Source organism: Methylobacterium sp. HMF5984 (genome assembly GCF_045033435.1).
GTDB lineage: Bacteria > Pseudomonadota > Alphaproteobacteria > Rhizobiales > Beijerinckiaceae > Methylobacterium.
The window spans coordinates 5,165,455-5,190,876 of the sequence record NZ_JBJFLN010000001.1; the positions used below are offsets into that span (position 1 = coordinate 5,165,455).

The 25,422-nt window shown below is 68.4% G+C and carries 25 protein-coding genes and 2 tRNA genes; 15 read left to right on the forward strand and 12 right to left on the reverse strand.

Annotated elements, in window-relative coordinates; all coding sequences use genetic code 11:
* Positions 1–105 precede the first annotated feature (105 nt).
* The gene (locus ACFZ8E_RS25165; RefSeq protein ID WP_405044170.1) at positions 106–684 is read right to left on the reverse strand and encodes a hypothetical protein; all 579 of its coding nucleotides are present in this window, start codon (positions 682–684) and stop codon (positions 106–108) included.
* Positions 685–840: 156 nt separating this feature from the next.
* Here ACFZ8E_RS25165 and ACFZ8E_RS25170 point away from each other — a divergent pair, with 156 nt between their 5' ends.
* The 4 genes from ACFZ8E_RS25170 to ACFZ8E_RS25185 all read left to right on the forward strand — a co-directional run bounded on the left by ACFZ8E_RS25170 (position 841) and on the right by ACFZ8E_RS25185 (position 4,895).
* Complete coding sequence (locus tag ACFZ8E_RS25170; RefSeq protein WP_405044171.1) at positions 841–1,593, forward strand: hypothetical protein; 753 nt, start codon at positions 841–843, stop codon at positions 1,591–1,593.
* Between the two features lie 81 nt (positions 1,594–1,674).
* Positions 1,675–2,937: a tail fiber protein gene (locus ACFZ8E_RS25175; protein ID WP_405044172.1), complete on the forward strand. Its 1,263-nt coding sequence runs from the start codon at positions 1,675–1,677 to the stop codon at positions 2,935–2,937.
* 27 nt (positions 2,938–2,964) lie between these two features.
* Complete coding sequence (locus ACFZ8E_RS25180) at positions 2,965–3,531, forward strand: hypothetical protein (RefSeq protein ID WP_405044173.1); 567 nt, start codon at positions 2,965–2,967, stop codon at positions 3,529–3,531.
* Positions 3,531–4,895, forward strand: a complete 1,365-nt coding sequence (locus ACFZ8E_RS25185) for a hypothetical protein (protein WP_405044174.1) — start codon at positions 3,531–3,533, stop codon at positions 4,893–4,895. Before ACFZ8E_RS25180 ends, ACFZ8E_RS25185 begins: the two co-directional genes overlap by 1 nt.
* Positions 4,896–5,035: 140 nt before the next feature.
* Here ACFZ8E_RS25185 and ACFZ8E_RS25190 read toward each other — a convergent pair whose 3' ends face one another.
* Complete coding sequence (locus ACFZ8E_RS25190) at positions 5,036–5,257, reverse strand: hypothetical protein (RefSeq protein WP_405044175.1); 222 nt, start codon at positions 5,255–5,257, stop codon at positions 5,036–5,038.
* 82 nt (positions 5,258–5,339) lie between these two features.
* Between ACFZ8E_RS25190 and ACFZ8E_RS25195 the strand changes: the two genes are divergently transcribed.
* From ACFZ8E_RS25195 to ACFZ8E_RS25220, 6 genes are all read left to right on the forward strand, one after another.
* Positions 5,340–6,212, forward strand: coding sequence for a glycoside hydrolase family 19 protein (locus ACFZ8E_RS25195; RefSeq protein WP_405044176.1), 873 nt, complete (start codon positions 5,340–5,342; stop codon positions 6,210–6,212).
* A gap of 4 nt (positions 6,213–6,216) precedes the next feature.
* The gene (locus tag ACFZ8E_RS25200) at positions 6,217–6,489 is read left to right on the forward strand and encodes a hypothetical protein (protein ID WP_405044177.1); all 273 of its coding nucleotides are present in this window, start codon (positions 6,217–6,219) and stop codon (positions 6,487–6,489) included.
* Entirely contained in the window at positions 6,489–6,896 is a 408-nt protein-coding gene (locus tag ACFZ8E_RS25205) for a hypothetical protein (protein ID WP_243949690.1), read from the forward strand. The genes ACFZ8E_RS25200 and ACFZ8E_RS25205 overlap by 1 nt, the downstream gene beginning before the upstream one ends.
* Before the next feature lie 81 nt (positions 6,897–6,977).
* Positions 6,978–7,490, forward strand: a complete 513-nt coding sequence (locus tag ACFZ8E_RS25210; protein WP_405044178.1) for a hypothetical protein — start codon at positions 6,978–6,980, stop codon at positions 7,488–7,490.
* 281 nt (positions 7,491–7,771) lie between these two features.
* Entirely contained in the window at positions 7,772–8,101 is a 330-nt protein-coding gene (locus ACFZ8E_RS25215; RefSeq protein WP_405044179.1) for a DUF4258 domain-containing protein, read from the forward strand.
* A 72-nt stretch (positions 8,102–8,173) separates the two neighbouring features.
* Positions 8,174–8,620 carry a transcriptional regulator gene (locus ACFZ8E_RS25220; RefSeq protein WP_405044180.1) on the forward strand — a complete coding sequence of 149 codons (447 nt, stop codon included), beginning with the start codon at positions 8,174–8,176 and terminating at the stop codon, positions 8,618–8,620.
* A gap of 65 nt (positions 8,621–8,685) precedes the next feature.
* On the opposite strand, the gene ACFZ8E_RS25225 is transcribed toward ACFZ8E_RS25220, so the two are convergent.
* The 8 genes from ACFZ8E_RS25225 to ACFZ8E_RS25260 all read right to left on the reverse strand — a co-directional run bounded on the left by ACFZ8E_RS25225 (position 8,686) and on the right by ACFZ8E_RS25260 (position 17,049).
* On the reverse strand, positions 8,686–8,994 hold the full coding sequence (locus ACFZ8E_RS25225; RefSeq protein WP_405044181.1) for a hypothetical protein: 309 nt from the start codon (positions 8,992–8,994) through the stop codon (positions 8,686–8,688).
* 461 nt (positions 8,995–9,455) lie between these two features.
* Positions 9,456–9,531, reverse strand: a tRNA-Val gene (locus tag ACFZ8E_RS25230).
* Positions 9,532–9,594: 63 nt separating this feature from the next.
* Positions 9,595–10,320 (reverse strand): aspartate/glutamate racemase family protein, encoded by a 726-nt coding sequence (locus tag ACFZ8E_RS25235; protein WP_243950676.1) that lies wholly within the window; start codon positions 10,318–10,320, stop codon positions 9,595–9,597.
* Between the two features lie 80 nt (positions 10,321–10,400).
* Positions 10,401–12,815 (reverse strand): endopeptidase La, encoded by a 2,415-nt coding sequence (gene lon / locus ACFZ8E_RS25240; RefSeq protein ID WP_147727616.1) that lies wholly within the window; start codon positions 12,813–12,815, stop codon positions 10,401–10,403.
* Between the two features lie 272 nt (positions 12,816–13,087).
* The gene (clpX, locus tag ACFZ8E_RS25245; RefSeq protein WP_147727615.1) at positions 13,088–14,359 is read right to left on the reverse strand and encodes an ATP-dependent Clp protease ATP-binding subunit ClpX; all 1,272 of its coding nucleotides are present in this window, start codon (positions 14,357–14,359) and stop codon (positions 13,088–13,090) included.
* A 232-nt stretch (positions 14,360–14,591) separates the two neighbouring features.
* Complete coding sequence (locus tag ACFZ8E_RS25250) at positions 14,592–15,218, reverse strand: ATP-dependent Clp protease proteolytic subunit (protein WP_147843596.1); 627 nt, start codon at positions 15,216–15,218, stop codon at positions 14,592–14,594.
* Between the two features lie 127 nt (positions 15,219–15,345).
* Positions 15,346–16,776, reverse strand: coding sequence for a trigger factor (tig, locus tag ACFZ8E_RS25255; RefSeq protein ID WP_405044182.1), 1,431 nt, complete (start codon positions 16,774–16,776; stop codon positions 15,346–15,348).
* A 188-nt stretch (positions 16,777–16,964) separates the two neighbouring features.
* Positions 16,965–17,049: transfer RNA gene (locus ACFZ8E_RS25260), tRNA-Leu, on the reverse strand.
* A 182-nt stretch (positions 17,050–17,231) separates the two neighbouring features.
* Between ACFZ8E_RS25260 and ACFZ8E_RS25265 the strand changes: the two genes are divergently transcribed.
* Entirely contained in the window at positions 17,232–18,695 is a 1,464-nt protein-coding gene (locus tag ACFZ8E_RS25265; RefSeq protein WP_243950678.1) for a multicopper oxidase family protein, read from the forward strand.
* Positions 18,696–18,747: 52 nt separating this feature from the next.
* On the opposite strand, the gene ACFZ8E_RS25270 is transcribed toward ACFZ8E_RS25265, so the two are convergent.
* Entirely contained in the window at positions 18,748–20,256 is a 1,509-nt protein-coding gene (locus ACFZ8E_RS25270) for an NAD(P)H-hydrate dehydratase (RefSeq protein WP_405044183.1), read from the reverse strand.
* A 215-nt stretch (positions 20,257–20,471) separates the two neighbouring features.
* On the opposite strand from ACFZ8E_RS25270, the gene ACFZ8E_RS25275 reads away from it, so the two are divergent.
* The gene (locus tag ACFZ8E_RS25275; RefSeq protein ID WP_147727910.1) at positions 20,472–20,810 is read left to right on the forward strand and encodes a P-II family nitrogen regulator; all 339 of its coding nucleotides are present in this window, start codon (positions 20,472–20,474) and stop codon (positions 20,808–20,810) included.
* Between the two features lie 22 nt (positions 20,811–20,832).
* The gene (locus ACFZ8E_RS25280; RefSeq protein WP_147727911.1) at positions 20,833–21,771 is read left to right on the forward strand and encodes a glutaminase; all 939 of its coding nucleotides are present in this window, start codon (positions 20,833–20,835) and stop codon (positions 21,769–21,771) included.
* Between the two features lie 139 nt (positions 21,772–21,910).
* Here ACFZ8E_RS25280 and ACFZ8E_RS25285 read toward each other — a convergent pair whose 3' ends face one another.
* Positions 21,911–22,930, reverse strand: coding sequence for a glutamine synthetase beta-grasp domain-containing protein (locus tag ACFZ8E_RS25285; RefSeq protein WP_147727912.1), 1,020 nt, complete (start codon positions 22,928–22,930; stop codon positions 21,911–21,913).
* Positions 22,931–23,296: 366 nt separating this feature from the next.
* Here ACFZ8E_RS25285 and glnA point away from each other — a divergent pair, with 366 nt between their 5' ends.
* Complete coding sequence (gene glnA, locus ACFZ8E_RS25290) at positions 23,297–24,706, forward strand: type I glutamate--ammonia ligase (protein WP_405044184.1); 1,410 nt, start codon at positions 23,297–23,299, stop codon at positions 24,704–24,706.
* A 158-nt stretch (positions 24,707–24,864) separates the two neighbouring features.
* Entirely contained in the window at positions 24,865–25,371 is a 507-nt protein-coding gene (locus ACFZ8E_RS25295; RefSeq protein ID WP_405044185.1) for an RNase A-like domain-containing protein, read from the forward strand.
* The last annotated feature ends 51 nt before the right edge of the window (positions 25,372–25,422 follow it).

Here is a 25,422-nt window from a genome sequence, read left to right on the forward strand (position 1 = left end):
GGTAGGATCACGGGATGACGAAGCAGGACTTCATTGATCGGGCTACCCCGGAGATCGAGGCGTGGTTCCGCTCGCGCTACGCGGGGTGGATCGACAACACGCGCTTCAGCTTCGATCCGGCCGACGCTTGCGATCTGGCTTCGGAGCTGTGGGACTCGGCTTGGTCGGGTACTCCCGGAAGCCTTTCGCCCACTTGCTCAGATCGTATTCTGCGTGAGGGACGGATGACATCATTGCCCCGATCTCCTGCATCCGACTGATGCGTTTCGCGACATACTCTAGATCAAGCGGCGTCATCGAAGAGCGATCACCTCGCCCGTCCGCTTTGTGCTGGATCAGTACATAGCGTCGCGCTCCCGGCTCCTGATCAATGATCCGGCCGTGAAGTAGCTCATTGCGGTCGCCAAGTAGCGACCGAGCTTCGTTGACGTAGCCCCGTATTTGTTCGCGCCAATGCGGGTCGATTGCGACCTCGGGCAGGTTCAGTAGCCCCTCGAGAATGGTGAGGTTTCGGCTCACGCTGTTGGATGCGAAGATGACCGAGCCCATTGCCATCGTCATCGGCAGCAGCCTGACGAGCGTGCTTTCGATTGCATCCTCGAGGAAGCTCGCCGCCTGGCTGGCGCGTCCGAGCAGAGATGCCAGATCAGGATCAAGGTCGGCGGCGGTGTAGAACTTCAGCATGCCACCAGCCTACCACGTCGGTCGCTTGCCAGCGTACCGTCCAACACCCTTGACCCCGCGGGCAATCCGCCCGAATAAGCCACCGTCAGGCGCCCTGCGCGCCGGCAGACAAGGCCGCTCCGAGATGGGCGGCCTTTCGCGTTTCCGGAGTACCGCATGGCCGCAGATCCTCGCGCCGCGGCGCTCATCGCGTCGGCCCAGCGCATCGGCGCCAACCCGCTCGATTACGCGACGGTCATGTCCTACGAGACCGGCGGCAAGCTCGACCCGAGCATTCGGGGCGGCGCCGGCAACCGGCATATCGGCTTGATCCAGTTCGGCCCGTCCGAGCAGAAGGCCTATGGCGCGAGCCAGGACCAGAGCTTCGAGGAGCAGCTGCCAGCGGTCGAAGCGTACCTAACTGACCGCGGCTTCAAGCCCGGGATGGGCCGCCTCGACCTCTATTCGACCATCAACGCCGGCCGCCCCGGCCTCTACAACGCGAGCGACGCCGGCAACGGTGGCGCGCCCGGGACCGTCGCCGACAAGGTCAACGGGCAGATGGCCGGGCACGAAGCGAAGGCCGCGGCCTTCCTCGGCGGCGATTTTACGCCGTCGATGCCCGCCTCTGCTGGGACGTCCGCCGCCACGGGCGCCTTCGGCCTCGCCGGCCCAGTCGCCACCGGCACCGCCGACTCCGTCACCCCGGCCGCGGGCGCCACGATGCAGGCGCCCGCGAAGGACGACAGCGTCGACGTCGCCGGCCTGCTGAAGGCGCTGAACGGCGGCGGGCAGGCAGCGGCCTCGCCGGTCGCGCAATCGGCCGCCGCACCGTCTGCGCCGCCGATGCTCCAGCCGCGCCGACCGGCGGCTCAAGCGTTCGACGCGTCGCGGTTCTTCGCCATGCTCCCCGGCGCCCGCGCGCGCTGATCCACCCCTATCGCCGCTCGACCCGATCCGGACGCGCCCGCGTCATCGGAGCCGGACCCGTGCGCGCTGCCAGGAGCCGCCATGACGGGTCTGAAGGATTTCTCGACCGACGCGGCATCGAACGATGTCGCGGCGCCGCCGATCCTCTGGATCGAGGGCCAGCCGGCCAAGACGGTCAACAACAGCGCTCGCGCGGTGATGGCGGCGCTCGCCTGCTGGCGGGACGACAACTCCGGTATCCTGTCCGCGACGGGCGGCGCCTCGAATACCTACGCCGTTGCGACGAACCAGGTGTTCGAGGCGGCCGATTACGCAAACGCCTTCGAGGTCGCCTTTACGCCCGATGCGGTGAATTCCGGCCCTTCCACCTTCAATCCCGATGGCGCCGGGGCAAAGCCGCTGCGCCGTCACGGCGGGGCCGAACTCGGGCCTGGTGATATCCAGGTCGGCAGCGTCTATCGGCTGCGCTGGCATCCCGGCACGGGCGCCTTCACGGTCGTATCCCCGATGATCCGATCGGCCGGCGCGATCGAAGCCTTCGCGGCGGTTGGCGCCGTGCCCCCGGGCTGGCTCGTCTGTGACGGATCTGCCGTCTCTCGCACGTCCTACGCCGCGCTCCTGGCCGCGATCGGCTTAACCTGGGGCGCTGGCGACGGCGCCACGACGTTCAACGTTCCGAACCTTCGCGGTCGAGCCCTGTTCGGTGCCGATCCCAGCGGTGGCGTTCTCAGCGGCGTGGGCGGCGTCGGCGCGGCGGTCGGGTCGTATGGCGGTGTCGAGGCCGTCACGTTGTCCGCCGCGCAGCTCGCGAGCCACACGCACACCGGGTCGGTGGCGGCTGCCGGTGGCCACGATCACGGCGGGGCGACCGCATCCGCAGGGACGCACAGCCACGGTGGCAACACCGGGGCGGCCGGCACCCATACGCATTCGGCCTCAACCGATGCGCAGGGGAGCCACGCCCATAGCGGGACCACGGATAGCGCCGGTGATCATGCCCACCAGGAGGGCTACGTCATCAGCGTGGCCGGATCGGGCTCCACGAACCGGGTTGTCACAGACCTGTCGCCCACCGGGACACGCAATGGCACCGGCGTGAGCGATCCGGCTGGAGCGCATACCCACACCTATACGACCAATATCGGCGGTCTGCATGCTCACGCGATCACCGTGAATGGCGTGGGCGATCACGCGCACATCATCGGCCCTGACGGCAACCACGTGCACGGCATCAATGCGGTCGCCGACCACACGCATGGTCTTGCCATCGATGCCGCCGGTTCCGGTGCCGCACACACGAACATGCCGCCGGCCGCCGTGATCGTTTGGGCGATCAAGGCCTGACGCCCTCAATCCTCGGAGACCTTCCACATGGGCGTTCTGTCCTGGGCCCTCGACCGGCTCGCTAATGCTTTCGTCGACCCGACGATACCAGCTGTCGACGGGGCCTCAGCGCGTTCCTACCCCGACCTGATCCGCGGCCTCATGTCGGGTACGCGTGCCTACGCTGACGATCAGGGCGGCGCGATCACCACCAAGGGAGTCGGCAACGCTTACGTCGCCGTCACGGCTTCGGGCGTAACGGCGCTTCGACCGGGTCTGAGCCTACTCTTCAAGGTCCATGCGACGAACACCGACCTCGCGACACTGAATGTCGATGGGACTGGCCCGAAGCCGTGGGCCGACCGAGACGGGAATGCCCTGATCGTTGGCGGCATCGCCGCCGGGCATTTCCTGCGCGCGACCTACGACGCCGACCGGGACATCTGGCTTAGCGACATCCTGGCCGGCCTCAGCCTGTCCGCCTTCGACGTGGCCTTTCGTTCCTGGGTCCTCACGCTTCCGAACGCGCCGGACGGCCTTGGACCGGGGCGCCCTTGGAAAACTGGCGATGCGGCCGGCGGCTACACCCTTCAGATCACGGGGACGAACACCTGATGCGCTTCTTCGCTCGCTACCTCGCGCTCGCTGCGGCTATCCTGGCCGCGGCGCCAGCCGTTGCCTTCGATGCGACGAAGTACGTCTCGCCGACGTACAACACACCGCGCGTCGATAAGCTCATCATCCAATCCCCGGGTTCGACCGGACCGCTCGACGGGATGAGCGTGCTCGGCCGACCGATAGAGACGCGCGCACGGGATCAGCTCAACTTTCTCGACTACGGCGCCAAGACGGACGGATCTTTCAACGACACGGCCCTGGCATCTTGGTTGGCCGCCATCAGCACTACCGGCAAGTGCGGGTACGTCCCGGGCGGGCGCTACGTGTTCGCTTCCCAAATCGATTTTCGCATTCCAGCAGGCGCGATCCGGTACTGTATCCGGGGTGACGACGCGCTGTTCGTCACGACCACGACCGCTTCGCCAGCTGTACAGTTTCGCAGTCCCAGCGCGGGCGGGACGGCCCTAGCCTTCTATCCGATCATCACCGGCATGCGGTTCGAGGCCAACGTGAACGGCGTCGCCGTGGCGATCGGTAACGCGGACTTCAGCGATCAGATCAACGCGGCGACCATCGACATCGTCGCCAACAACAGCAGCACCGGCACCAACGCCGTCGTACTGCAGCTGAACTCGATCTACTGGAGCTCGATCAAGGCCGCCGCGAATGGATCGTCCCCGACGAATGGCCTCGCCTCCATCCAGATCCGGCAGACGCAGTTCTCAAACCTCAGCTTGGCTCCGGGGCACTCCGCTGTCGGCCTTCACCTTACTGGCGGGTATTCCTACGCGAACACCTTCGTACAGACAGATGTCGAAGAAACCACCAAATCAGTTCTCATCGATAGCGCTTTTGTGACGCGCAATACGTTCTTGGGCGGAACCTTCGTCTATCGCGGCAACGGAATCACGGCAACCGCCGGTAGTGCGAACCTGATGATTATGCCGAACATCGCACCGCAGTCCGGTGCACCTGGGCCGTCGATCGTGAGCCAGACCGGGCTTCAGATCCTCGACAACGGCAGTTCTTATGTCCTGGGAGCGCTCGGCTACACGCCAATCAGTCAGGCTGCAGCTGTCGCGGCCAACAAGTTCGACGTGCAGAACGGCAGCAACGTCCTTCGGTTCGAAATGAATTCGGCCGGCACCGCCTATCTCACCAACTTCGTGAACGGCCAGCCCTTGGCCTATAGCGTACAGTCCGGCGGCGCGCACTCGTTCAACGTTGCGGGGGCGGAGCGCTTCAAGGTGGATGGTGGGGGTATCTACGCGAGCGGCCTGCCCACTTCAGCGATCGGTCTGCCGTCCGGTGCGCTTTGGAGGGATAGCGCGAATGGGAATGCCTTGAAGGTCGTCCCTTGATGCCCCGCATCTTCACGGCCCTCGCGCTCATCTGCGCGCTGGCCTCTCCCGCTATGGCCGCGCGTCACCGGCCGGTCTGCGCGGCCGTCGATGTCGAGGGCATCCCGACCCGCATCTGCCCGCCAGCCCGCGGCTGATCGTTAGGCTGGCGGGATGCTGCCATGAACCGTCGCCGGTGTGCCCGCGAGCGCTCGGCGAACGACATTCATCTCGACCCCGTACCTCGCACCGTTCTCGCCGTGCACGCGCGGCCAGTGGTTCTGCCGAGCCAGGGCCTCGACCTGCTCGGGCTGGCACTCGCAGGCCAGCGCGATCTCTTCGGCCGTAAGCCATGGTTTCGTCTGCGTCGCGTCGCTCGACATCGTGCTCGTCCCTCCTTCGTAATCCGAGCTGCTGCCTAGCATAGCCGGGCGCCGCTGACCCTTACTCACCGTGGAGATTACCATGGCCTCGTCCACCGACGCGGGGGCGTTCGCGCGCCTGGACCGCGCGCTGTTCTTCGCCGCGATCCGCCCGCTGTTCGGGTCGATGACGCAGTCGCAGGTGGATGGCATCGGCCGCCTTCTCGACGCCTTCCTGCTGCACGCGCTGCTGCTGGACCGGCGTCACCTCGCCTACATCCTCGCGACCTCGTTCCATGAGACCGGCCGTCGGATGATGCCAGTGCGCGAGGGGTTCGCGACGTCGGACGCGGCCGCGCGCCGGGCGGTGGCCGCCCTGTTCGCGGCGGGCAAGATCAGCCGGAACTACGCTCTGCCGAACGCCCGCGGCCTCTCGTTCTACGGGCGCGGCGACGTGCAGCTGACGTTCGAGGCGAACTACGTGGCGATGGGCAAGCTGCTCGGCCTCGACCTCGCCGGCAACCCGGACCTCGCGCTCGACCCTGACGTGTCGGCCTGGATCCTGATCGAGGGCGTCACCCGGGGCGTGTCGATCAAGGGCGACTTCACCGGCCGGGCGCTCGAAGACTTCATCGCGGGCGACCGCTGCGACTACGTCGGGGCCCGCCGGACCGTGAACGGGACGGACAAGGCGGCGGCGATCGCCGGGTACGCGGAGCGGTTCGAGGCGGCGCTAGTCGCCGGCGGAATGCCGCTCACTGCCGCGCGGATGCCTGGCGCGCTCGGGGCCGGGCCGCCGCCCCTCGCTGCGCCGCCCCGGGCGGCCAGCCCCGCTCCGAAGGCTCCTGCCCTGCCCCAGCCCGCCCTCACCGGCGGGCTTCTTCGTTCCGGGGCCCAAGCCACCGGCGGCGCGACGCGCGGACTGCTCAACGTGCTCTTCGCCGGCATCCACAACGCCCTGGCCCGGAAGGTCTGACCACATGAACATGCTTCAGCGCATCAACGCGCGACTGGTCGGCGTGCGGATCTACCTGCTCGCCGTCCTGTTCTCGCTGCCGGACATCCTGAACGCGCTCGTTGGCTTCGACTGGACACTGGTCCTGCCGGCGGGCTGCGAGGGCTACGGGGCTCGGATCGGCGCCGGCCTCACCCTCGCGCGCCTCGTCCTGCCGCCGGTCCTGAAGAGCATCCGCGATGCCGCCCGCCCAATGGGTCCGCGCCCGGGTGATGGTCCGGACGGAGGCCCCCGCTGATGGATTGGCTGCTCAACCCCATCGGCAAGATTGCCGCGTTCTTCGGCTCGGGCATCATCAAGGTGCTCGGCGACAGCGTGCTCGGGCCGATCCTGAAGACGATGCAGAACGGGCAGAACGCCCAGAAGGACGTGGCGGTCTCGGTCATTCAGGCCGAGATGGCCGCGAACCAGGCCCGCGCCGCCATCGCGCCGGCGTTCAAGGCGCTGATCTACGGCATCGGCATCCCGCCAGCGATCCACTTCGGCGCGACGTGCCTGTCGCACACCTTCGACCTCGGCTGGCCGATCACCCCGCTGCCGACGGAGTACGTGCCGATCGAGGCGACGATCCTCACCGCGTTCTTCATCTCCTCGCCGTTGACGACCCTCGCCCGCGCGGGCGCGGCGCGCCTGCTCAAGGCCTGAGACCGCCTTACCCTCCCCCGCAGGAGGGGGAGGGATCACCGCGCGACCGGAACACCGGCGCGCCTCCTCTGGGGCTGCACGATGTCCGACACCGCCGAACCGAAGCGGGCACGTCGCTCGCGCCGCCACGATCCCGCCGCCCTGCGCCGCTCGGCGCTAGAGCACATCGGCTCCGAGCTCGGCGCCGCGATTCAACCGCCCATCCCACCGGGGCTCGGCGAAGGCCTGCTCGAACGGGCGGCGCACGAGGGCTCCATGCAGGACCGCCACATCGCAGCCCTGCTCGGGCAGCTTCTCGCCCGAAGCGAGGCCAACGGCGACCAGATCGACGAAACGCGAGCGCAGGTGACCCGCATGGACGAGAAGCTTGAAGCGATCAGCCGCCGCCTGGATGGCGTCGCCTACCAGAAGGACATCGCGTCGTTCATGTCGCGCGAGGAGATCGAACGGAAGATCGAGAAGTCCGTCGGCGAGGTGAAGGTGGAGGTCGCCGGCCTGCGGAAGATCGGTTGGGGCCTCACCTCGGCGGTACTCCTCGGCGCCGTTGGCCTGCTGGTGAAGGTCATCATGGCGGCGGCCCACATCGCGACCTGACCCGCCGCTTCACACCCAGCTTCACACCCTCGGCGCCCGGGCTTCGGCTCGGGCGCCTTCTCTGCGTTGGAGGGGAGTGTTCCGAGTGATGGCGCGGGCGAAGCGGCGACCTACCTCTTAATAGCGACTGAGACGCCCTGGCCCCACGAAAGAGACCCGCGCCGTGGTTTTCTATGTGGCCGTCGGACCACGGGCAGGACTTGTCCGCCCAGACTTCGCCATTATCTCTGGTCAGGAACTTATCACGGTGATAAGTGCTTTTGCAGCCGAGGGGCCGAGCGATGGCATCCGACCAACCGTGGAAACCCCCTGAGGCGACGATCGAGATACGGAAGCTCGCCCGAGATGAGCGTCTTCCCCTTACCTATACGAGGCATATCCGTGAGCGGATGGCTGAACGCGATCTCACGACCGGTGACGTCCTATACGTACTGAAGCACGGCTTCGTGTACGAGGCGCCCGAGGAATCGACGCGGTTAAGGTACTATAAGTACCGCATCGAGAGCCGATCCCCCAACTCTGGCAGTCGCGCCGTTCGCGTCGTGGCTATCCCCGATATCAACAACTGCGAGATGAAGCTGGTGACGGTGATGTACGTCGACGAATCCTAAAGCCTATGGGAGCGAGATGCTCCCTTTGGGAGTTTCAGGCTCCCGCAGAATGCTGAAATATCGAGGGCAATTATGAACGCGTATCGCTACACGGAGAGCGGTCTCACCAACGTCATGATCGAGGGCGCCACCCTCGTGCACGACGATGCCGGTGAGGAATGCGTCACGATCCCCAACATCAATGGCCTGCACAAGGCTATCGCACATGGCATCGTGACGAAGAAGTCGGCGATCACGGGGCTGGAGCTCCGATTCCTGCGCACGGAGATGGGCCTCACTCAGGCAGAACTCGCTGGCATCGTCCACCGCGAGCCCTTAACCGTGAGCCGCTGGGAGCGGAGCGAGATCGAGCTCGACAACAATGCTGAGGCCATCATCCGGCTGGAGGCTATCGAGGCTCTCGATCTCCCTAGGGATGCCGGTGTGCGCGAACTGTCTGGATGGTGCGTGCCTAGCGCTGAAACGGCGCCTATCCGAATCGACGGTTCGGATCCGTCGAACTATAAGATCGCTGCGTAGCACAGTCCGGACGTAACCAACGCCCGCCCGGCACCAGCCGCGGCGGGCTTTTTCGTACCCGTCCCCTACCGCCCGAACGCCCAGACCGGCACGCCCACAGGCCGCCCCGGCCGGTCCCGCCGGAAGGTCTGATTCCCATACCGGATCCAGGTGTCGCCGATCGCCTCGACCCGGCGCGCGTTGATCATCAGGCCGCCGCAGTAGTCGACGCGGACGACGCCGACGGTCGGGTGCAGGCCGAACAGGTCCGTAGCCGTCCAGCCATGGGCGACGACCTCCTCGCCGAACCGATCGAGGAAGTCGATCGCCGCCTCGCGCATCTCCTGCCAACGCAGCGCCGAGAGCCCGGGACACGGCGGCACCGTGGGCTTCATGGCATCGAGAGCATCGCGCCACGTCTGGACGTCAGAGGCCGTGGGTCGAATCGGTGCAGGTGATGCCATAGGTCTCGCCGGATGTAGGCCGGCGGGGATAGGGGCCTGGGCGTGGTGGCGCAACGTGGCTGACAGCCGCCGGCCTATCCCGGGCCAAGCACTTTCAGCAGCTCGTGTCCGCTGTCACTGAGGAACCAGGCCTGCTCGTCCCGCCGGCGTCCGGGGTACTGCGCCGGCCGGACGTCGATGTATCCGAGCACAACAAGGCTCTGCATTGATTTTGGGTGGGCGGAGAGTCGGAGGCCGAGCGGGTGCATCGCCGCGGCCCTAAGGGCTTCCAGGGCCCGGCCGCGCACAGGTGGTTCAGCCATGGTGCAATGCGATTTTGCGCGTTGTTGGGGAATTTCTAGGGAAGAATCGCCCGGAAATCTCGGTAATCCGGCCTAAGTCATTGTAAGTATTGGTGGGCGGTGAGGGACTCGAACCCCCGACCCTCTCCGTGTAAAGGAGACGCTCTACCAACTGAGCTAACCGCCCGCGCCCGCGTGGTACGGCATGCCGCGGCACCGAGGCAAGGCCGAGGCGCGCGCGGCGCCCCCCCTACGCGCCGGCCAGGAGCTGCGCCAGGGCCGGGGACAGGCCGGCGCTGTCGATCGCCGGGCGGTCGGGCGGCGTGGGGCCGGGTCGGGCCGCGGCGGCGAGGACCGCGCGGGTGCCGGCCTCCACCGAGCACAGGACCCGTACCGGAACCGCGGGCTGGATGCGCTCGGCGAGGCCCGCCAGGCCGGCGCCGCTGAGGATCACCGTATCGGCCCCGTCCTCGTCGGCGCAGGCGCGGCAGGCGGCGATCAGGTCGGCCAGGGCCGCGTCCGGGTCGCGGTGGATCTCGCCGCCGGTGGCGGTCGTCGTGCGGAGACCGGCGAGCCGGTCCGACAGGTCGAGGAGCGCGACGAACTCGCTCAGCATCGGCCGCCACGCCGTCCCCCCGGTGACGATGGCGAAGCGCCCGGCTGCGGCCGCCTCGCGGCAGGCGGCCTCGGCCATGCCGACGACCGGGACGGGGGCGATCTCGCGCAGCGCCAGCAGGCCGGGATCGCCGAAGCAGGCGAGGTAGACCGCATCGCATCCGGCCCCGTGCTCGGCGAAGGCGTCGAGCGCGGCGTGGCCGGCGATCGCCGCGGCGCTCCGGCTGGCGATGTAGCGGGCCCCGAAGCGGCCGGTCGCCGGCACGATCGTGGCGGCGGCCCCCGCGATCCGGCGGACATGCGCGGCGACGCGCTCGGTCACGGCCTCGGTGGTGTTGGGATTGATCACCAGGATGCGCATGGGCGGCCTTTCGCGGGGGACCATGCAAGCGAAAGGCCCCGGAGCGGTGCTCCGGGGCCTCGTCGTTCATGCTCGGGCGGTCAGTGGGCGACGAAGGCGGCGCCGTCCTCGGCCGTCTTCTTGACCGGGATCACTTCCTCCCAAGCGATCGCCTCGGGCTGGCGCACCAGGGCGTGCTTGAGGACCTGATCCATCATCGCGACGGGGATGATCTCCATCCCGTTCTTCACGCTGTCGGGCACCTCGGCGATGTCCTTGGCGTTCTCCTCGGGGATCAGCACCGTCTTGATGCCGCCGCGGAGCGCAGCGAGCAGCTTCTCCTTCAAGCCGCCGATCGGCAGCACCCGCCCGCGGAGCGTGACCTCGCCGGTCATGGCGATGTCGCGGCGCACCGGGATGCCGGTGAAGGTCGAGACGATGGCGGTCGCCATGGCAATGCCGGCCGAGGGCCCGTCCTTCGGGGTCGCCCCCTCCGGCACGTGGACGTGGATGTCCCGACGCTCGAACAGCGGCGGCTCGATGCCGAAGTCGAGCGCCCGCGAGCGGACGTAGCTCGCCGCCGCCGAGATCGACTCCTTCATCACGTCCTTCAGGTTGCCCGTGACCGTCATCTTGCCCTTGCCCGGCATCATGACGCCCTCGATCGTCAGCAGCTCGCCGCCGACCTCGGTCCAGGCCAGCCCGGTGACCACGCCGACCTGGTCGTCGGCATCGATCTCGCCGTAGCGGAACTTCGGCGGGCCGAGGAAGACCTGCAGGCGCTCGACGTCAATCTCGACGCTCTTCACCTTGGTGATGAGGATCTCCTTCACCGCCTTGCGGATCAGGTTCGACAGCTCGCGCTCGAGGTTGCGCACGCCCGCCTCCCGCGTGTAGCGGCGGACGAGCATCAGCAGGGCCTCATCGTCGATCGACCATTCCTTGCTGTCCAGGCCGTGCTTCTTCAGCGCGTTCTGGATCAGGTGCTTGCGCGCGATCTCGACCTTCTCCTCCTCGGTGTACCCGGCGATGCGGATCACCTCCATGCGGTCCATCAGGGGCCCAGGGATGTTGAGGGTGTTGGCGGTCGTCACGAACATCACGTTCGACAGGTCGTAGTCGACCTCGAGGTAATGGTCGTTGAAGGTCGCGTTCTGCTCGGGGTCGAGAACCTCCAGCAGGGCGGCAGAGGGGTCACCGCGGAAATCCATGCCCATCTTGTCGATCTCGTCGAGCAGGATGAGCGGGTTCGAGGTCTTGGCCTTGCGCATCGACTGGACGATTTTGCCGGGCATCGAGCCGATGTAGGTCCGGCGGTGGCCGCGAATCTCGGCCTCGTCACGCACGCCGCCGAGCGACATCCGCACGAACTCGCGACCCGTCGCCTTGGCGATCGACTTGCCGAGCGAGGTCTTGCCGACGCCGGGGGGCCCGACGAGGCAGAGGATCGGCCCGGTGAGCTTGTTGGCCCGCTGCTGCACGGCGAGGTACTCGACGATCCGCTCCTTGACCTTCTCCAGGCCGAAATGGTCGCCGTCGAGCAGGACTTGGGCGCCGAGGAGATCCTTCTTGATCTTCGAGCGCTTGTTCCAGGGGATGCCGAGCATCCAGTCGAGGTAGTTGCGCACCACCGTCGCCTCGGCCGACATCGGCGACATCTGGCGCAGCTTCTTCAGCTCGGCCGACGCCTTCTCGCGGGCTTCCTTGGTGAACTTGGTCTTCTCGATCTTGTCCTCGAGCTCGGCCAGCTCGTCGCGGCCGTCCTCGTCGCCGAGCTCCTTCTGGATCGCCTTCATCTGCTCGTTGAGGTAGTACTCGCGCTGGGTCTTCTCCATCTGCCGCTTGACGCGGGTACGGATGCGCTTCTCCACCTGCAGCACGGAGATCTCGCTCTCCATCAGCGACAGCACGCGCTCCAGGCGCGCGGCCACCGTCGGCGTCTCCAGGATCGCCTGCTTGTCGGCGATCTTGACGAGGAGGTGCGAGCCGATCGTGTCGGCGAGCTTCGAGGGCTCCTCGATCTGCGTGACCGCGGAGACGACCTCGGGCGAGATCTTCTTGTTGAGCTTGACGTAGTTCTCGAACTCCGAGAGCACCGAGCGCGCGAGCGCCTCAGCCTCCACCTTGTCGCCGAGCTCGTCGACCAGGGCCTCGGCCTCGGCCTCGTAGTACTCGTCCGAGCGGGTGAAGCCGGTGATCTTGGCACGGCCGCCGCCCTCGACCAGCACCTTCACGGTGCCGTCGGGCAGCTTCAGGAGCTGCAGCACGGAGGCGAGCGTCCCGATCGTGTAGATCGCGTCGGTGGCCGGGTCGTCGTCGCCGGCGTTGATCTGGGTGGCGAGCAGGATGTGGCGGTCGGTCTTGACCGCCTCCTCGAGCGCGCGGATGGACTTCTCGCGACCCACGAACAAGGGCACGATCATGTGCGGGAAGACGACGATGTCGCGCAACGGCAGGACGGCGTAGGAGCCGGTCGAGCCCGGAACGACCGGCTGGCGGGATTTCGATTGGGTCATCGTTGACTTCCTCATGAGGGACGCCGGGCGGTCGCTCCTCCGATTCGGAGCAAGCTTCCTGCCAGGGGCCGACCGGGCCGCGAGGGTCGGGATAGGTCTGCTGGAGACTTTGCGGCTGGTGGCACGGTACCGCCCCTCAAGGGAGGCAGCGGCCACTGCGCTGAGCCTCAGGTGGTTTTCCAGGAGCCCCGTTTCAAGGTGCCCACCTGTCGCGGGCCGATCCGTGATCGGCCCGCTCCGTCAAGGACTTAGCGCATGTGCGCCGGCGCACGTCAGGCGCTGACGCTGGCCGGCGCTTCCTTGTTGCGGTCGCCGTGGATGAAGAGCGGGCGCGACTTGCCCTCGACCACCTCGGGGCCGATCACGACCTGCTCCACCGAGTCGAGGCCCGGCAGGTCGTACATCGTGTCGAGGAGGATCGTCTCCAGGATGGAGCGCAGGCCGCGGGCGCCGGTCTTGCGCTCGATCGCCTTGCGGGCGACGAGCGACAGCGCCTCGTCCTGGAACGTCAGGTCGACGTTCTCCATCTCGAACAGCCGCTGGTACTGCTTCACCAGCGCGTTCTTCGGCTCCTGGAGGATCTTCTTGAGGGCGTCCTCGTCGAGGTCCTCGAGCGTCGCCAGCACGGGAAGGCGGCCGACGAACTCGGGGATGAGGCCGAACTTCAGCAGGTCCTCAGGCTCGACCGAGCGGAACACCTCGCCGGTGCGCCGGTCGTCGGGGGCCTGCACGGTCGCGCCGAAGCCGATCGAGGTGCCCTTGCCGCGCGCCGAGATGATCCGCTCGAGCCCGGCGAAGGCGCCGCCGCAGATGAACAGGATGTTGGTCGTGTCGACCTGCAGGAACTCCTGCTGCGGGTGCTTGCGGCCGCCCTGCGGAGGCACGGAGGCGACGGTGCCTTCCATGATCTTCAGGAGCGCCTGCTGCACGCCCTCACCCGAGACGTCGCGGGTGATCGAGGGGTTGTCGGACTTGCGCGAGATCTTGTCGATCTCGTCGATGTAGACGATGCCGCGCTGCGCCCGCTCGACGTTGTAGTCCGAGGCCTGGAGCAGCTTGAGGATGATGTTCTCGACGTCCTCGCCAACGTAGCCCGCCTCGGTCAGCGTGGTCGCGTCCGCCATGGTGAACGGCACGTCGAGGATGCGAGCCAGCGTCTGCGCGAGCAGCGTCTTGCCCGAGCCCGTAGGCCCGATCAGCATGATGTTGGACTTGGCCAGCTCGACGTCGTTGTGCTTGGTCGCGTGGGCGAGGCGCTTGTAGTGGTTGTGCACCGCGACCGAGAGGACCTTCTTCGCGAAGTCCTGGCCGATGACGTAGTCGTCGAGGACGCGCCGGATCTCCTTCGGCGTCGGCACGCCGTCGCGGCTCTTCACCAGGGAGGATTTCGACTCCTCGCGGATGATGTCCATGCACAGCTCGACGCACTCGTCGCAGATGAACACCGTCGGGCCCGCGATCAGCTTGCGGACCTCGTGCTGGCTCTTGCCGCAAAACGAGCAGTACAGCGTGCTCTTGGAGTCGGTGCCGCCAGTCTTGCTCATATCGGTCTCCGATTCGTGCGTGCGCTGCCAGCCGGGGGCACACGCGCATCGTTTACAAGTAAGGGAATCCGCTTAAAGAAAAAGTCACCTGCGCGTCTTTGCCTGGGGTCCCTCGCGAACCGGTCGCTGCGAACCCCGATGCAAACACGCGGCCGCGGCGGGATCAAGGCCGCGATCGCCACACCCCTCCCCCGGCGACGCCGCGGCCGCCGGGCGAGGGCATGCGGTCTCCTCAGGCGGCGGCCGGCTCGGGCCGCTTCTGGATGACCTCGTCGATCAGGCCGAACTCCTTGGCCGCATCGGCGGTCATGAAGTTGTCGCGCTCCAGCGCCTGGACGATCGAGTCGTAGTCGCGCCCGGTGTGCTTCACGTAGATCTCGTTGAGGCGCTTCTTCAGCGCCTCGATCTCGCGGGCGTGGATCAGGATGTCGGTGGCCTGGCCCTGGAACCCGCCGGACGGCTGGTGGACCATGATGCGGGCGTTGGGCAGGGCGAAGCGGTGGCCCGGCTCGCCGGCGGTGAGGAGCAGCGAGCCCATCGAGGCGGCCTGGCCGACGCAGAGCGTCGTCACCGGGCAGCGGATGAACTGCATCGTGTCGTAGATCGACAGGCCCGAGGTCACCACGCCGCCGGGCGAGTTGATGTAGAAGGAGATCTCCTTCTTCGGGTTCTCGGCCTCGAGGAACAGCAGCTGCGCGACGATCAGCGACGCGCCGTAATCCTCGACCGGTCCGGTGAGGAAGATGATCCGCTCGCGCAGCAGCCGCGAGTAGATGTCGAACGCCCGCTCGCCGCGGCTCGACTGCTCGACCACCATGGGCACGAGCGCGCTGTTATAATAGTCGACCGGATCTCTCATCATGGCCTTTTGGGCTCCAAGGGGCCCGGCCCTCCGCGAATCACGGAGAGGCCGGGCGCGTCAGCGAACGACGGCATTCCTTAACGCCGCCTAACCATATGCCCGCCGCCTCGAGACGAGCGCGGGCTCAGTCGGCCTTCGATTCAGCCGGCGCCGCCTCGGCGGACGTCGAGTCGGCCGACTTGGCGTCGGCCTTCCCGTCGCCGGCGTCGTCGGCTTCCTCGTCGGCGAAGAGCGTCTCCTTCGAGACGGGCTCCTCCACCAGCTTGACCTGGCCGAGGACGTGGTCGACGACCTTCTCCTCGAACAGCGGCGCCCGAAGCTCGGCGAGCGCCTGCGCATTCTTCCGGTAGAAATCCCAGACCTGCTGCTCCTGGCCCGGGAACTGCCGGACCCGGGCGATGAGGGCCTGGTTCACCTCTTCGTCGGAGACCTTGATATCGGCGCTCTCGCCGACCTGCGCAAGCACCAAGCCGAGGCGCACGCGACGCTCGGCGATCTTGCGGTACTCGGCGGTGGCCTTCTCCTCGGTGGTGTCCTCGTCCTCGAAGGTCTTGCCGCGGGCCTTCAAGTCCTGCTCGACCTGGGCCCAGACGCTGGCGAATTCCTGCGCGACGAGCGAGGGCGGCAGGTCGAAGGCGTAGCGGCCGTCGAGCGCGTCGAGGAGCTCTTTCTTGAGCTTGCGGCGCGAGGCCGCCTCGAAGTCGGTGCCGATCGCCTTGGCCACCGCCTCCTTGAGCGCGTCGAGGGAGTCGAGGCCCATGCCCTTGGCGAAGTCGTCGTCGATCTTGGCCTCGCCCGGGGCCTGGATCTTGGTGACGGTCACGTCGAACTCGGCGTCCTTGCCGGCGAGCTGCTCGGCGCCGTAGGCCTCCGGGAAGGTCGCCTTGACGAGGCGCTGCTCGCCGACCTTGGCGCCGACCAGCGCCTCCTCGAAGCCGGGGATGAAGGAGTTCGAGCCGAGCTCGAGATCGATGCCCTCGCCCTTGCCGCCCTCGAACTCGGTGCCGTCGATGCGGCCGACGAAGTCGATGGTGAGGCGGTCGCCGGTCTCGGCGGCCGCGCCGGCGTCGCGCTCGGTGAACGGGCGGCTCTGGCCGGCCATGCGCTCCAGCGCCTCGTTCACTTCGGTGTCCGAGGGGGTGGCGACCAGCTTCGTCAGGCTGACGTCGGAGAGGTCGGCGAGCTCGAAGCTCGGCAGCACCTCGAGGGCGACCTTGAACGAGATGTCGGCCTTGGCGTCGAGCGCCTTCTCGACCACCGACTGGTCGGAGGGGAACTCGATCTGCGGCTCGAGGGCGAGCTTGAGGCCGTTGTCGGCGACGATCTTCTGGTTCGCCTCGTTGACGGCGTTCTGCACCACGTCGGCCATCACCGAGCGGCCGTAGACCTTGCGCAGGTGCGCCACCGGCACCTTGCCCGGCCGGAAGCCCTTGAGCTGGACCTTGTCCTTCATGCCCGACAGCTCGGTGTTCAGGCGATCCTCGAGCTCGCTCGCGGCGAGGGACACCTGAAACGTGCGCTTCAGCCCCTCGGAGTGTGTCTCGGTCACCTGCATCGTCGTCGCTCTCAAAGTCCGTGTGATCGTATGCGCGAGCATCCGGGTGCGGCCCTTGCTGAGGCCTGGCGGAGTCGCGGGTTCGGTACGGGGAAGCGGGACCGCGCGAGGCGAACGGCATCCGCTGGGCGGAGCCGGCCGCCCGCGTCCGCACAGGGATCGGCCGTTTCCGTTTCCGACGGCGGAGCTGGTGCGGGCGGAGGGGCTCGAACCCCCACGTCTTGCGACACTGGAACCTAAATCCAGCGCGTCTACCAGTTCCGCCACGCCCGCGAGCGCCGATGCCCGGCGCGTGTCCGGCCGCCGGAGGGCGGGTCTATAGCATGCGAGGCACAGGCCGCAGCAAAAAACTTGCGGGTCCGAAACGGTGGCGCCGCGCGGGGGCGGCGGCTACAAGCGGCGGCCCCGGAATCCGCCCCGGATTCCGCGCGCGCGCCCCGCCGCTCCGAGGTTCCATGCCGACAGCCCGATCCGCGCCGCCGACCGAATCTCGACACGGCGCGTCGCGTCGGGCGCTCTTCCTGGGAAGCGCCGCGTTCCTCCTGCTCCCGCGGGCCGGCCGGGCCCAGGGCAAGCCCGCGGCGCCTGCGCCGGGGGCGCCGACCGCGCCGCTGCCGGAGCCGCGCGCCGCGAAGGCGGCGCCGTCCAAGACGCGCTTCCGGCCCGAGCCCGCCCCCGAGACCGCCGTATGGTCGTTCGACGGGACCTCGGCGCCTCCGACGTTCCGGGTGAAGCTCGGCGAGGCCGTGCGCGTGCGGGTCGAGAACAGGACCGACAAGCCGCTCTCGCTGCACTGGCACGGGGTGCGCAACAAGAACGCCATGGACGGCGTCGGCGGCGTGACGCAGGCGCCGATCGCGCCCGGCGCCGACTTCACCTACGATTTCGTGCCGCCCGACGCCGGCACCTTCCTGGTCCGTCCGCTCGTGGTCGGCGGATCGAGCGAGCCGTCCGGCCGGGGCCTCGCCGGCTTCCTGATCGTGGAGGAGAAGGCGCCGCCCGCGGTCGAGGCCGACGTGTCGCTGCTGATGCAGGACTGGCGCCTGCAGGACGACGGCGCGCTGCTGCCCTTCGGCCAGACCGCGTTCGCGGCGAGCAACGGGCGGCTCGGCAACCTCGTGACCATCAACGGCGCCAACGTGCCGGCCACCTTCGAGGCGCGGCCGGGCAGCCGGATCCGGGTGCGGCTCGGCAACGCCTGCAACGCCCGGGCGACCCGCATCCGCTTCGAGGGCCTGAAGGTCTACGTCGCGGCCGTCGACGGCCAGCCGACCGACACGTTCGAGCCGCTGCGCGCGACGCTGCCGTTCCCGCCCGGCACCCGCTACGACCTGCTGATCGACCTGCCGGCGGAGGCCGACGCGAAGGGGGCGATCACCGCGCTGGTCGGCCAGGGCCTGCAGCTCGCCACCGTCGTCACCAAGGGCTCGGCCGTCACCGAGAAGCGGCCGCCGATCGGCCCGATCGGCGAGAACCCGCTGCTGCCGCGCGAGGTCAAGCTGCAGAACGCGCTGCGCCGCGACGTGGTGATCACCGGCGGCGCCAGCCTCTCGAAGGACAAGCCCGAGGCGGAGCCGGCCTATTCCGGGGACGCCAACCGGATCTGGTCGGTCAACGGCACCAGCGCGACCACGGGCCTCGCGCCGATCTTCACGGTGAAGCGCGGCCAGGTGGTGGTGCTGGCCTTGCGCAACGAGACCGCGTTCCCGCAGGCGCTGCACCTGCACGGCCACGTCTTCCGCCTGCTCCACCCCCTCGACGACGGCTGGGAGCCCTACTGGCTCGACACCTTCCAGCTCCTCGAAGGCCGCACCGCTCGCATCGCCTTCCAGGCCGACAATCCCGGCCGCTGGCTGATCAGCGCGACGGTGCTGGAGCGGTTCGACACCGGGCTGTGGACCTGCTTCGAGGTGACGTGACGCAGCCCGCTTCTTCCCTCCCCCCTTTGCGGGGCGAGGGAAAAGACCGTCGTCACCCTCCAAGCTCTTCCAGAACCCCCGCCAGCACCGCCGGCATCAACTCCGGAATATCCTCAGCGATCAGCCCCGGGCCGTGGCGCAGGCCGGCATCGCCGTGGAGCCAGGCCGCGGCGCAGGCCGCCTCGAACGGCGGCATGCCCTGGGCCAGGAGCCCCGCGACCAGGCCGGCGAGCACGTCGCCCGAGCCGGCGGTGCCGAGCGACGGCGTGGCGTGGTCGTTGATCGCGGCGCGGCCGTCGGGGGCGGCCACCACCGTGTCGGGGCCCTTGAGCACCACCACGGCGCCGACCCGTGCGGCGGCGCGGCGGGCCTGCTCGAGCTTGCCGACCTCCGCGACGGCGTCGGTGCCCGCGAACAGTTTCGCGAACTCGCCCGCATGCGGGGTCAGCACCGCCTTCGCGTCGCCGTCGGCGAGGTGGGCGGCGAGCAGGGCCGCCTGCTTGGCAAAGCTCGTCAGCGCATCGGCGTCGAGCACGAGGCCGCGCCCGGCGGCGGCCGCCACCGCGACGAGGTCGCGCGTCGCCTCGCCGACGCCGAGGCCGGGGCCCGCCAGGATCGCGTTGATGCGCTCGTCGGTGAGCAGGTCGTCGAGGTCGTCGGCGGAGTCGCACGGCCGCAGCATGATCGCGGTGAGGTGGGCGGCGTTCTCCGCCAGCGCCCGCTCCGGCGAGGCCACCGTGACGAGCCCGGCCCCGATCCGCAGCGCGCCACGGGCGGCCAGCCGCGCCGCGCCGGTGCGGGTGGCCGGCCCCGACAGCACGAGGGCGTGGCCGCGGGTGTACTTGTGGCTCGCATCGGCGAGCCGCGGCAGGCGCGCGCCCCAGACCTCCGGTCCGTTGCGGAACACCGGCGCGCCGACCGCGAGCCCGGCCGCGAACGCCGCCGGGCCGGTGCCGATCCCGGCGACGTGCAGCCGGCCGCAAAGGCCGCGGCCGGGCTGCAGCCGGTGGCCGGGCTTCTCCGCGACGAACGTGACGGTCTCGACCGCCCGGAGCGCGAAGCCGCGGACGGCGCCGGTATCGCCGTCGACCCCGCTCGGCACGTCGACCGCCAGCACCGGGCGCCCGGACGCCGCGACCCGCTCGAGCGCATGGCGGGCCGGCCCTTCGAGGTCGCGCGACAGGCCGGCGCCGAACAGCGCGTCGACGACGAGGTCGGCGCGCGACGGATCGGCCTCCGCCAAGCCCAGCACCGTCCCGCTCCACGCCGCCGCGGCCTCGGCCGCATCGCCCGAGAGGGCGTCGCGGGGGCCGAGCAGGGCGAGATCGACGCCATGCCCGGCCTCGGCGAGCAGGCGGGCCGCGACGAACCCGTCGCCGCCGTTGTTGCCGGGGCCGCACAGGACGAGCACCCGGCCGCCGGGGGCCAGGTGCGCCCGCGCCCGCTCCGCCACCGCGGCGCCGGCCGCCCGCATCAGGGCGATGCCCGGCGTGCCCCCGGCGATCGCCGTCGCATCGACGGTCCTCATCGCGTCGACCGTCATCAGGCGTGAGCCGTCCATCACGTCACTTCCGTCTCGTTCGAAGCTGCGCTGCCCGTGCACGGTCCAGCCGATGCCCAAACAATCGGCCCCCACAGCAAAATTGCCTAAACGATTTGCATTTCATGCAACCAGAATGGGCAGTTTCCCCGGGGGCGGGTTGAAAACGGCGTGGCGGCCGGACCGGCGGAGTGATAGAAATTCGGCATCATAGAGCGCAGGTTGGGCCGTCCGGCATGAAGAAGATCGAAGCGATCATCAAGCCCTTCAAGCTCGACGAGGTGAAGGAGGCGCTCCAGGAGGTCGGCCTCCAGGGCATCACCGTGATCGAGGCCAAGGGCTTCGGCCGCCAGAAGGGCCACACCGAGCTGTATCGCGGCGCGGAGTACGTCGTCGACTTCCTGCCCAAGGTGAAGCTCGAGATCGTGCTCTCGGACGCGCTGGTCGAGGGCGCCGTCGAGGCGATCCGCAAGTCGGCCCAGACCGGCCGCATCGGCGACGGCAAGATCTTCGTCTCGACCATCGAGGAGGCGATCCGCATCCGCACCGGCGAGACCGGGCCGGACGCGATCTGAGCCCCGCGCCGGGAGGCGGCGCGTGAGCCTCGCTCCGCACCTGCGCAGCGTGGTCGAGGAGATCGCCTACGAGATGCGGCAGCGCTCCGACCGGGGCACGGTCGCGCGCTACATCCCCGAGCTCGCCCGCGTCGACCCGCAGGCCTTCGGCCTCGTCGTGATCGATGCCGACGGCACCATCGCCGCGGCCGGCGACAGCGAGACCCCGTTCTCGATCCAGAGCGTGTCGAAGGTCTTCACCCTGACGCTCGCGCTCGGCATGGTCGGCGACGCCCTGTGGAAGCGCGTCGGGCGCGAGCCCTCGGGCAGCCCGTTCAACTCGATCGTGCAGCTGGAGCGCGAGCAGGGCGTTCCGCGCAACCCCTTCATCAATGCCGGCGCGATCGCGGTGACCGACGTGATCCTGTCCGGCCACCAGCCGCGCGAGGCGCTGGGCGAGATCCTGCGCTTCATGCAGGCGCTCGCCAACGACCCGACCATCGCCATCGACGAGGCGGTGGCGGCGTCCGAGAAGCGCACCGGCTTCCGCAACGTGGCGCTGGCCAACTACATGAAGTCCTTCGGCGTGGTCGAGAACCCGGTCGACTACACGCTCGGCGTCTACTTCCACCATTGCGCGATCAGCATGTCGTGCCGGCAGCTCGCCACGGCGGGGCGCTTCCTGGCCCATTCCGGCCGGAACCCCGCCACCGGCCTGTCGGTGATCCCGCCCGAGCGCGCGCGCCGCATCAACGCGGTGATGCTGACCTGCGGCCACTACGACGGCTCGGGCGAGTTCGCCTACCGGGTCGGCCTGCCGGGCAAGAGCGGCGTCGGCGGCGGCATCCTGGCGATCGCCCCGGGCCGGGCCTCGATCGCGGTCTGGTCGCCCGGCCTCGACGAATCTGGCAACTCGCATCTCGGCCGGATCGCGCTGGAAAGCCTGACCAAGCGCATGGGCTGGTCGATCTTCGGCGCGTGAGCTCTCCGCGAAGCGCCGAAGGGCCTCCTCTCCCCTCGGGGAGAGGGGGGTCCGCGTTCCGACCGGCACGCGCCCGCGGAACGAAAGACGGCGCGGATCCGAAGACCCGCGCCGCCGCGTAAGGCCGAAATCCCGGACCTCAGTGGGTCGGAACCGACTCGACCGTCTTCAGGATCTGCGAGGCGATCTGGTAGGGGTCCCCCTGGCTGTTGGGACGGCGGTCTTCCAGGTAGCCCTTGTAGTCGTTGTTGACGAAGGAGTGCGGCACGCGGATCGAGGCGCCGCGGTCGGCCACGCCGTAGGAGAACTGGTTGATCGCCGCGGTCTCGTGCTTGCCGGTCAGCCGCATGTGGTTGTCGGGGCCGTAGACGGCGATGTGGTCGTCGAGGTTCTCCTTGAACGCCGCCATCAACTTCTCGAAGTATTCCTTGCCGCCGGTCTCGCGGAGGTAGGTGGTCGAGAAGTTGGCGTGCATGCCCGAGCCGTTCCAGTCGGTGTCGCCGAGCGGCTTGCAGTGGTACTCGACGTCGATGCCGTACTTCTCGCACAGGCGCTGCAGCAGGTAGCGCGCGACCCACATCTCGTCGGCGGCCTTCTTGGAGCCCTTGCCGAAGATCTGGAACTCCCACTGGCCCTTGGCCACCTCGGCGTTGATGCCCTCGTGGTTGATGCCGGCGTCGAGGCAGAGGTCGAGGTGCTCCTCGACGATCTGGCGCGCGATCGGGCCGACGTTCGAGTAGCCGGCGCCGCAATAGTACGGGCCCTGCGGCGCGGGGTAGCCGGTCGACGGGAAGCCGAGCGGGCGGCCGTCCTTGTAGAAGAAGTATTCCTGCTCGAAGCCGAACCAGGCGCCCGGGTCGTCGTGGATGGTGGCGCGCTTGTTCGACGGGTGCGGGGTCTTGCCGTCCGGCATCATCACTTCGCACATCACCAGCACGCCGTTCTTGCGCGTGGAATCGGGGAAGTGGCGCACGGGCTTGAGCATGCAGTCGGACGAGCCGCCTTCGGCCTGCAGGGTCGATGAGCCGTCGAAGCCCCAGAGCGGGAGCTGCTCCAGGGTCGGGAAGCCGTCGAAGTCCTTGATCTGGGTCTTGCCGCGAAGATTCGGGACCGGCGTGTACCCGTCGAGCCACAAATACTCGAGTTTGTATTTCGTCATTCCGAGTCTCTCGTCCGTTAACGATGAAAAGCCAGCGGGAACGGCAGCCGCTCCGGGGCTTCCGACGACCGAGACCCCGCTAGCAGGGACCGTGCCAGCGAAACGCCGTCCCGCCGGCGGTTCCCGTCCCCGCGCGGCCGAGGCAGTCAACTCCGCGTGAGCGTCGGGCTCGGAGGGGGCCGGTTCGCGCGGCTCGGGCGCGGGCGATGCGGCGGCACCGCCCGTCGTCCGAGGCCGCGCGCGCCGGCGCGCGACGACGATTTCCCGGCCCCTTCGGTTGGCACGACGGCGTCGCGGGCTGTATGGAGCCCACGTCCGGCGCACGGCACGGTGCGGCGGCCCACGAATGTCAGGAGGACGTCCACGATGACGACAGCGGCCGAGGTGCTCAAGACCATCCGGGACAACGACGTCAAGTATGTCGACTTCCGGTTCACGGACCCGCGCGGCAAGTGGCAGCACGTCACCTTCGACGTCACCCTGGTGGACGACGAGATCTTCGAGGAAGGCACGATGTTCGACGGCTCGTCGATCGCCGGCTGGAAGGCGATCAACGAATCCGACATGCTGCTGATGCCGGACCCGGCGACCGCCACGATGGACCCGTTCTTCTCGGCGGCCACCATGGTCATCGTCTGCGACGTGCTCGAGCCCTCGACCGGCGCGCCCTACCCGCGCGACCCGCGCGGCACCGCCAAGCTCGCCGAGGCCTATCTCAAGTCCACCGGCATCGGCGACACGATCTACGTCGGCCCGGAGGCCGAGTTCTTCGTCTTCGACGACGTGAAGTTCGGCGCCGACCCGTACCACACCGGCTTCCAGCTCGATTCGACCGAGCTGCCCACCAACGGCTTCACCGACTACGAGGGCGGCAACCTCGGCCACCGCGTCGCCACCAAGGGCGGCTACTTCCCGGTGCCGCCGCAGGATTCGGCCCAGGACATGCGCGGCGAGATGCTGGCCGCGATGCAGGGCATGGGCGTGAAGGTGGAGAAGCACCACCACGAGGTCGCCAGCGCCCAGCACGAGCTCGGCATGAAGTTCGACACGCTGACGCTGCTCGCCGACCACATGCAGATCTACAAGTACTGCATCCACAACGTGGCGCAGAGCTTCGGCAAGACCGCGACCTTCATGCCGAAGCCGGTCTTCGGCGACAACGGCTCGGGCATGCACGTGCACCAGTCGATCTGGAAGGACGGCAAGCCGATCTTCGCCGGCGACAAGTACGCCGGCCTCTCCCAGGAATGCCTGTGGTACATCGGCGGCATCATCAAGCACGCCAAGGCGCTGAACGCCTTCACCAACCCGTCGACCAACTCCTACAAGCGCCTGGTGCCGGGCTACGAGGCCCCCGTGCTGCTCGCCTACTCGGCGCGCAACCGCTCGGCCTCCTGCCGCATCCCGTGGACGAAGAGCCCGAAGGCCAAGCGCGTCGAGGTCCGCTTCCCCGATCCGATGGCCAACCCCTACCTCGCCTTCTCGGCGCTGCTGATGGCCGGGCTCGACGGCATCCTCAACAAGATCGATCCAGGCGCGGCCATGGACAAGGACCTCTACGACCTGCCCCCGCGCGAGCTGAAGAAGATCCCCACCGTCTGCGGCTCGTTGCGCGAGGCGCTGCAGAACCTCGACCGCGACCGCGCCTTCCTCAAGGCCGGCGACGTCTTCACCGACGACCAGATCGATTCGTTCATCGCCCTGAAAATGGAGGAGGTCATGCGCTACGAGATGACCCCGCACCCGGTCGAGTTCACGATGTACTACTCGCTCTGAGGCCGGGGCGGGCGCGACGCCCGCTCCCATCGCCCACGACGAAGCGCCGGAGCCTCCTCGAGGCTCCGGCGCTTCGCGTTTGAGAACCGCGATGAAAGCCTCGCTTTTCTGACTATCTTCCTATGTAGGAATATAGGAAGTTCCGAGGGGTGCAGTCCATGGCGTCAGGCGCGACGGGCCTTTTGCGGGCGAGATGGCTGATCGCCGCGTACCGCGTGGAGGTCGCCTTCCTGCGGTTGCGCCTGTCGCTGCGTGCGTATCACGCCGACCAACCCCGCGTGCCGGCCGGGAACCCGAGCGGGGGCCAATGGACGGATGGCGATACGGGCGACGGGCATGATTCCGCCGACGATGCGCGGATCGTCCACGTCTCGGACGATGCCGACCGCCGGTACAGGGTCTTGCTCTCCGAGGAAGAGGCGCGCGGCGGGCATACGCTTCGCGAGCATGTCGGCAAGACGGATGCGGAGATGATGGGTCGCGTCCTGGCCAGCAGAAGGACGTTCCCGGTCATCAGTTACGGCCTGAAGCGCGATGGCTCGTTCGAGTCGGTGGAGACTGCGAACGACTTTGTCAATCGAACACTGGAGCAGAATGCTGCGGAGGTCGATGACGTCGCAACCGGTAGAAGAGACGATGCCTTCATAACATCCCGTTTCGGATAGAGAACCGGGCGGGAAGCCTACACGGCGGGGCAGCTCGAGCCGTATCTGCGC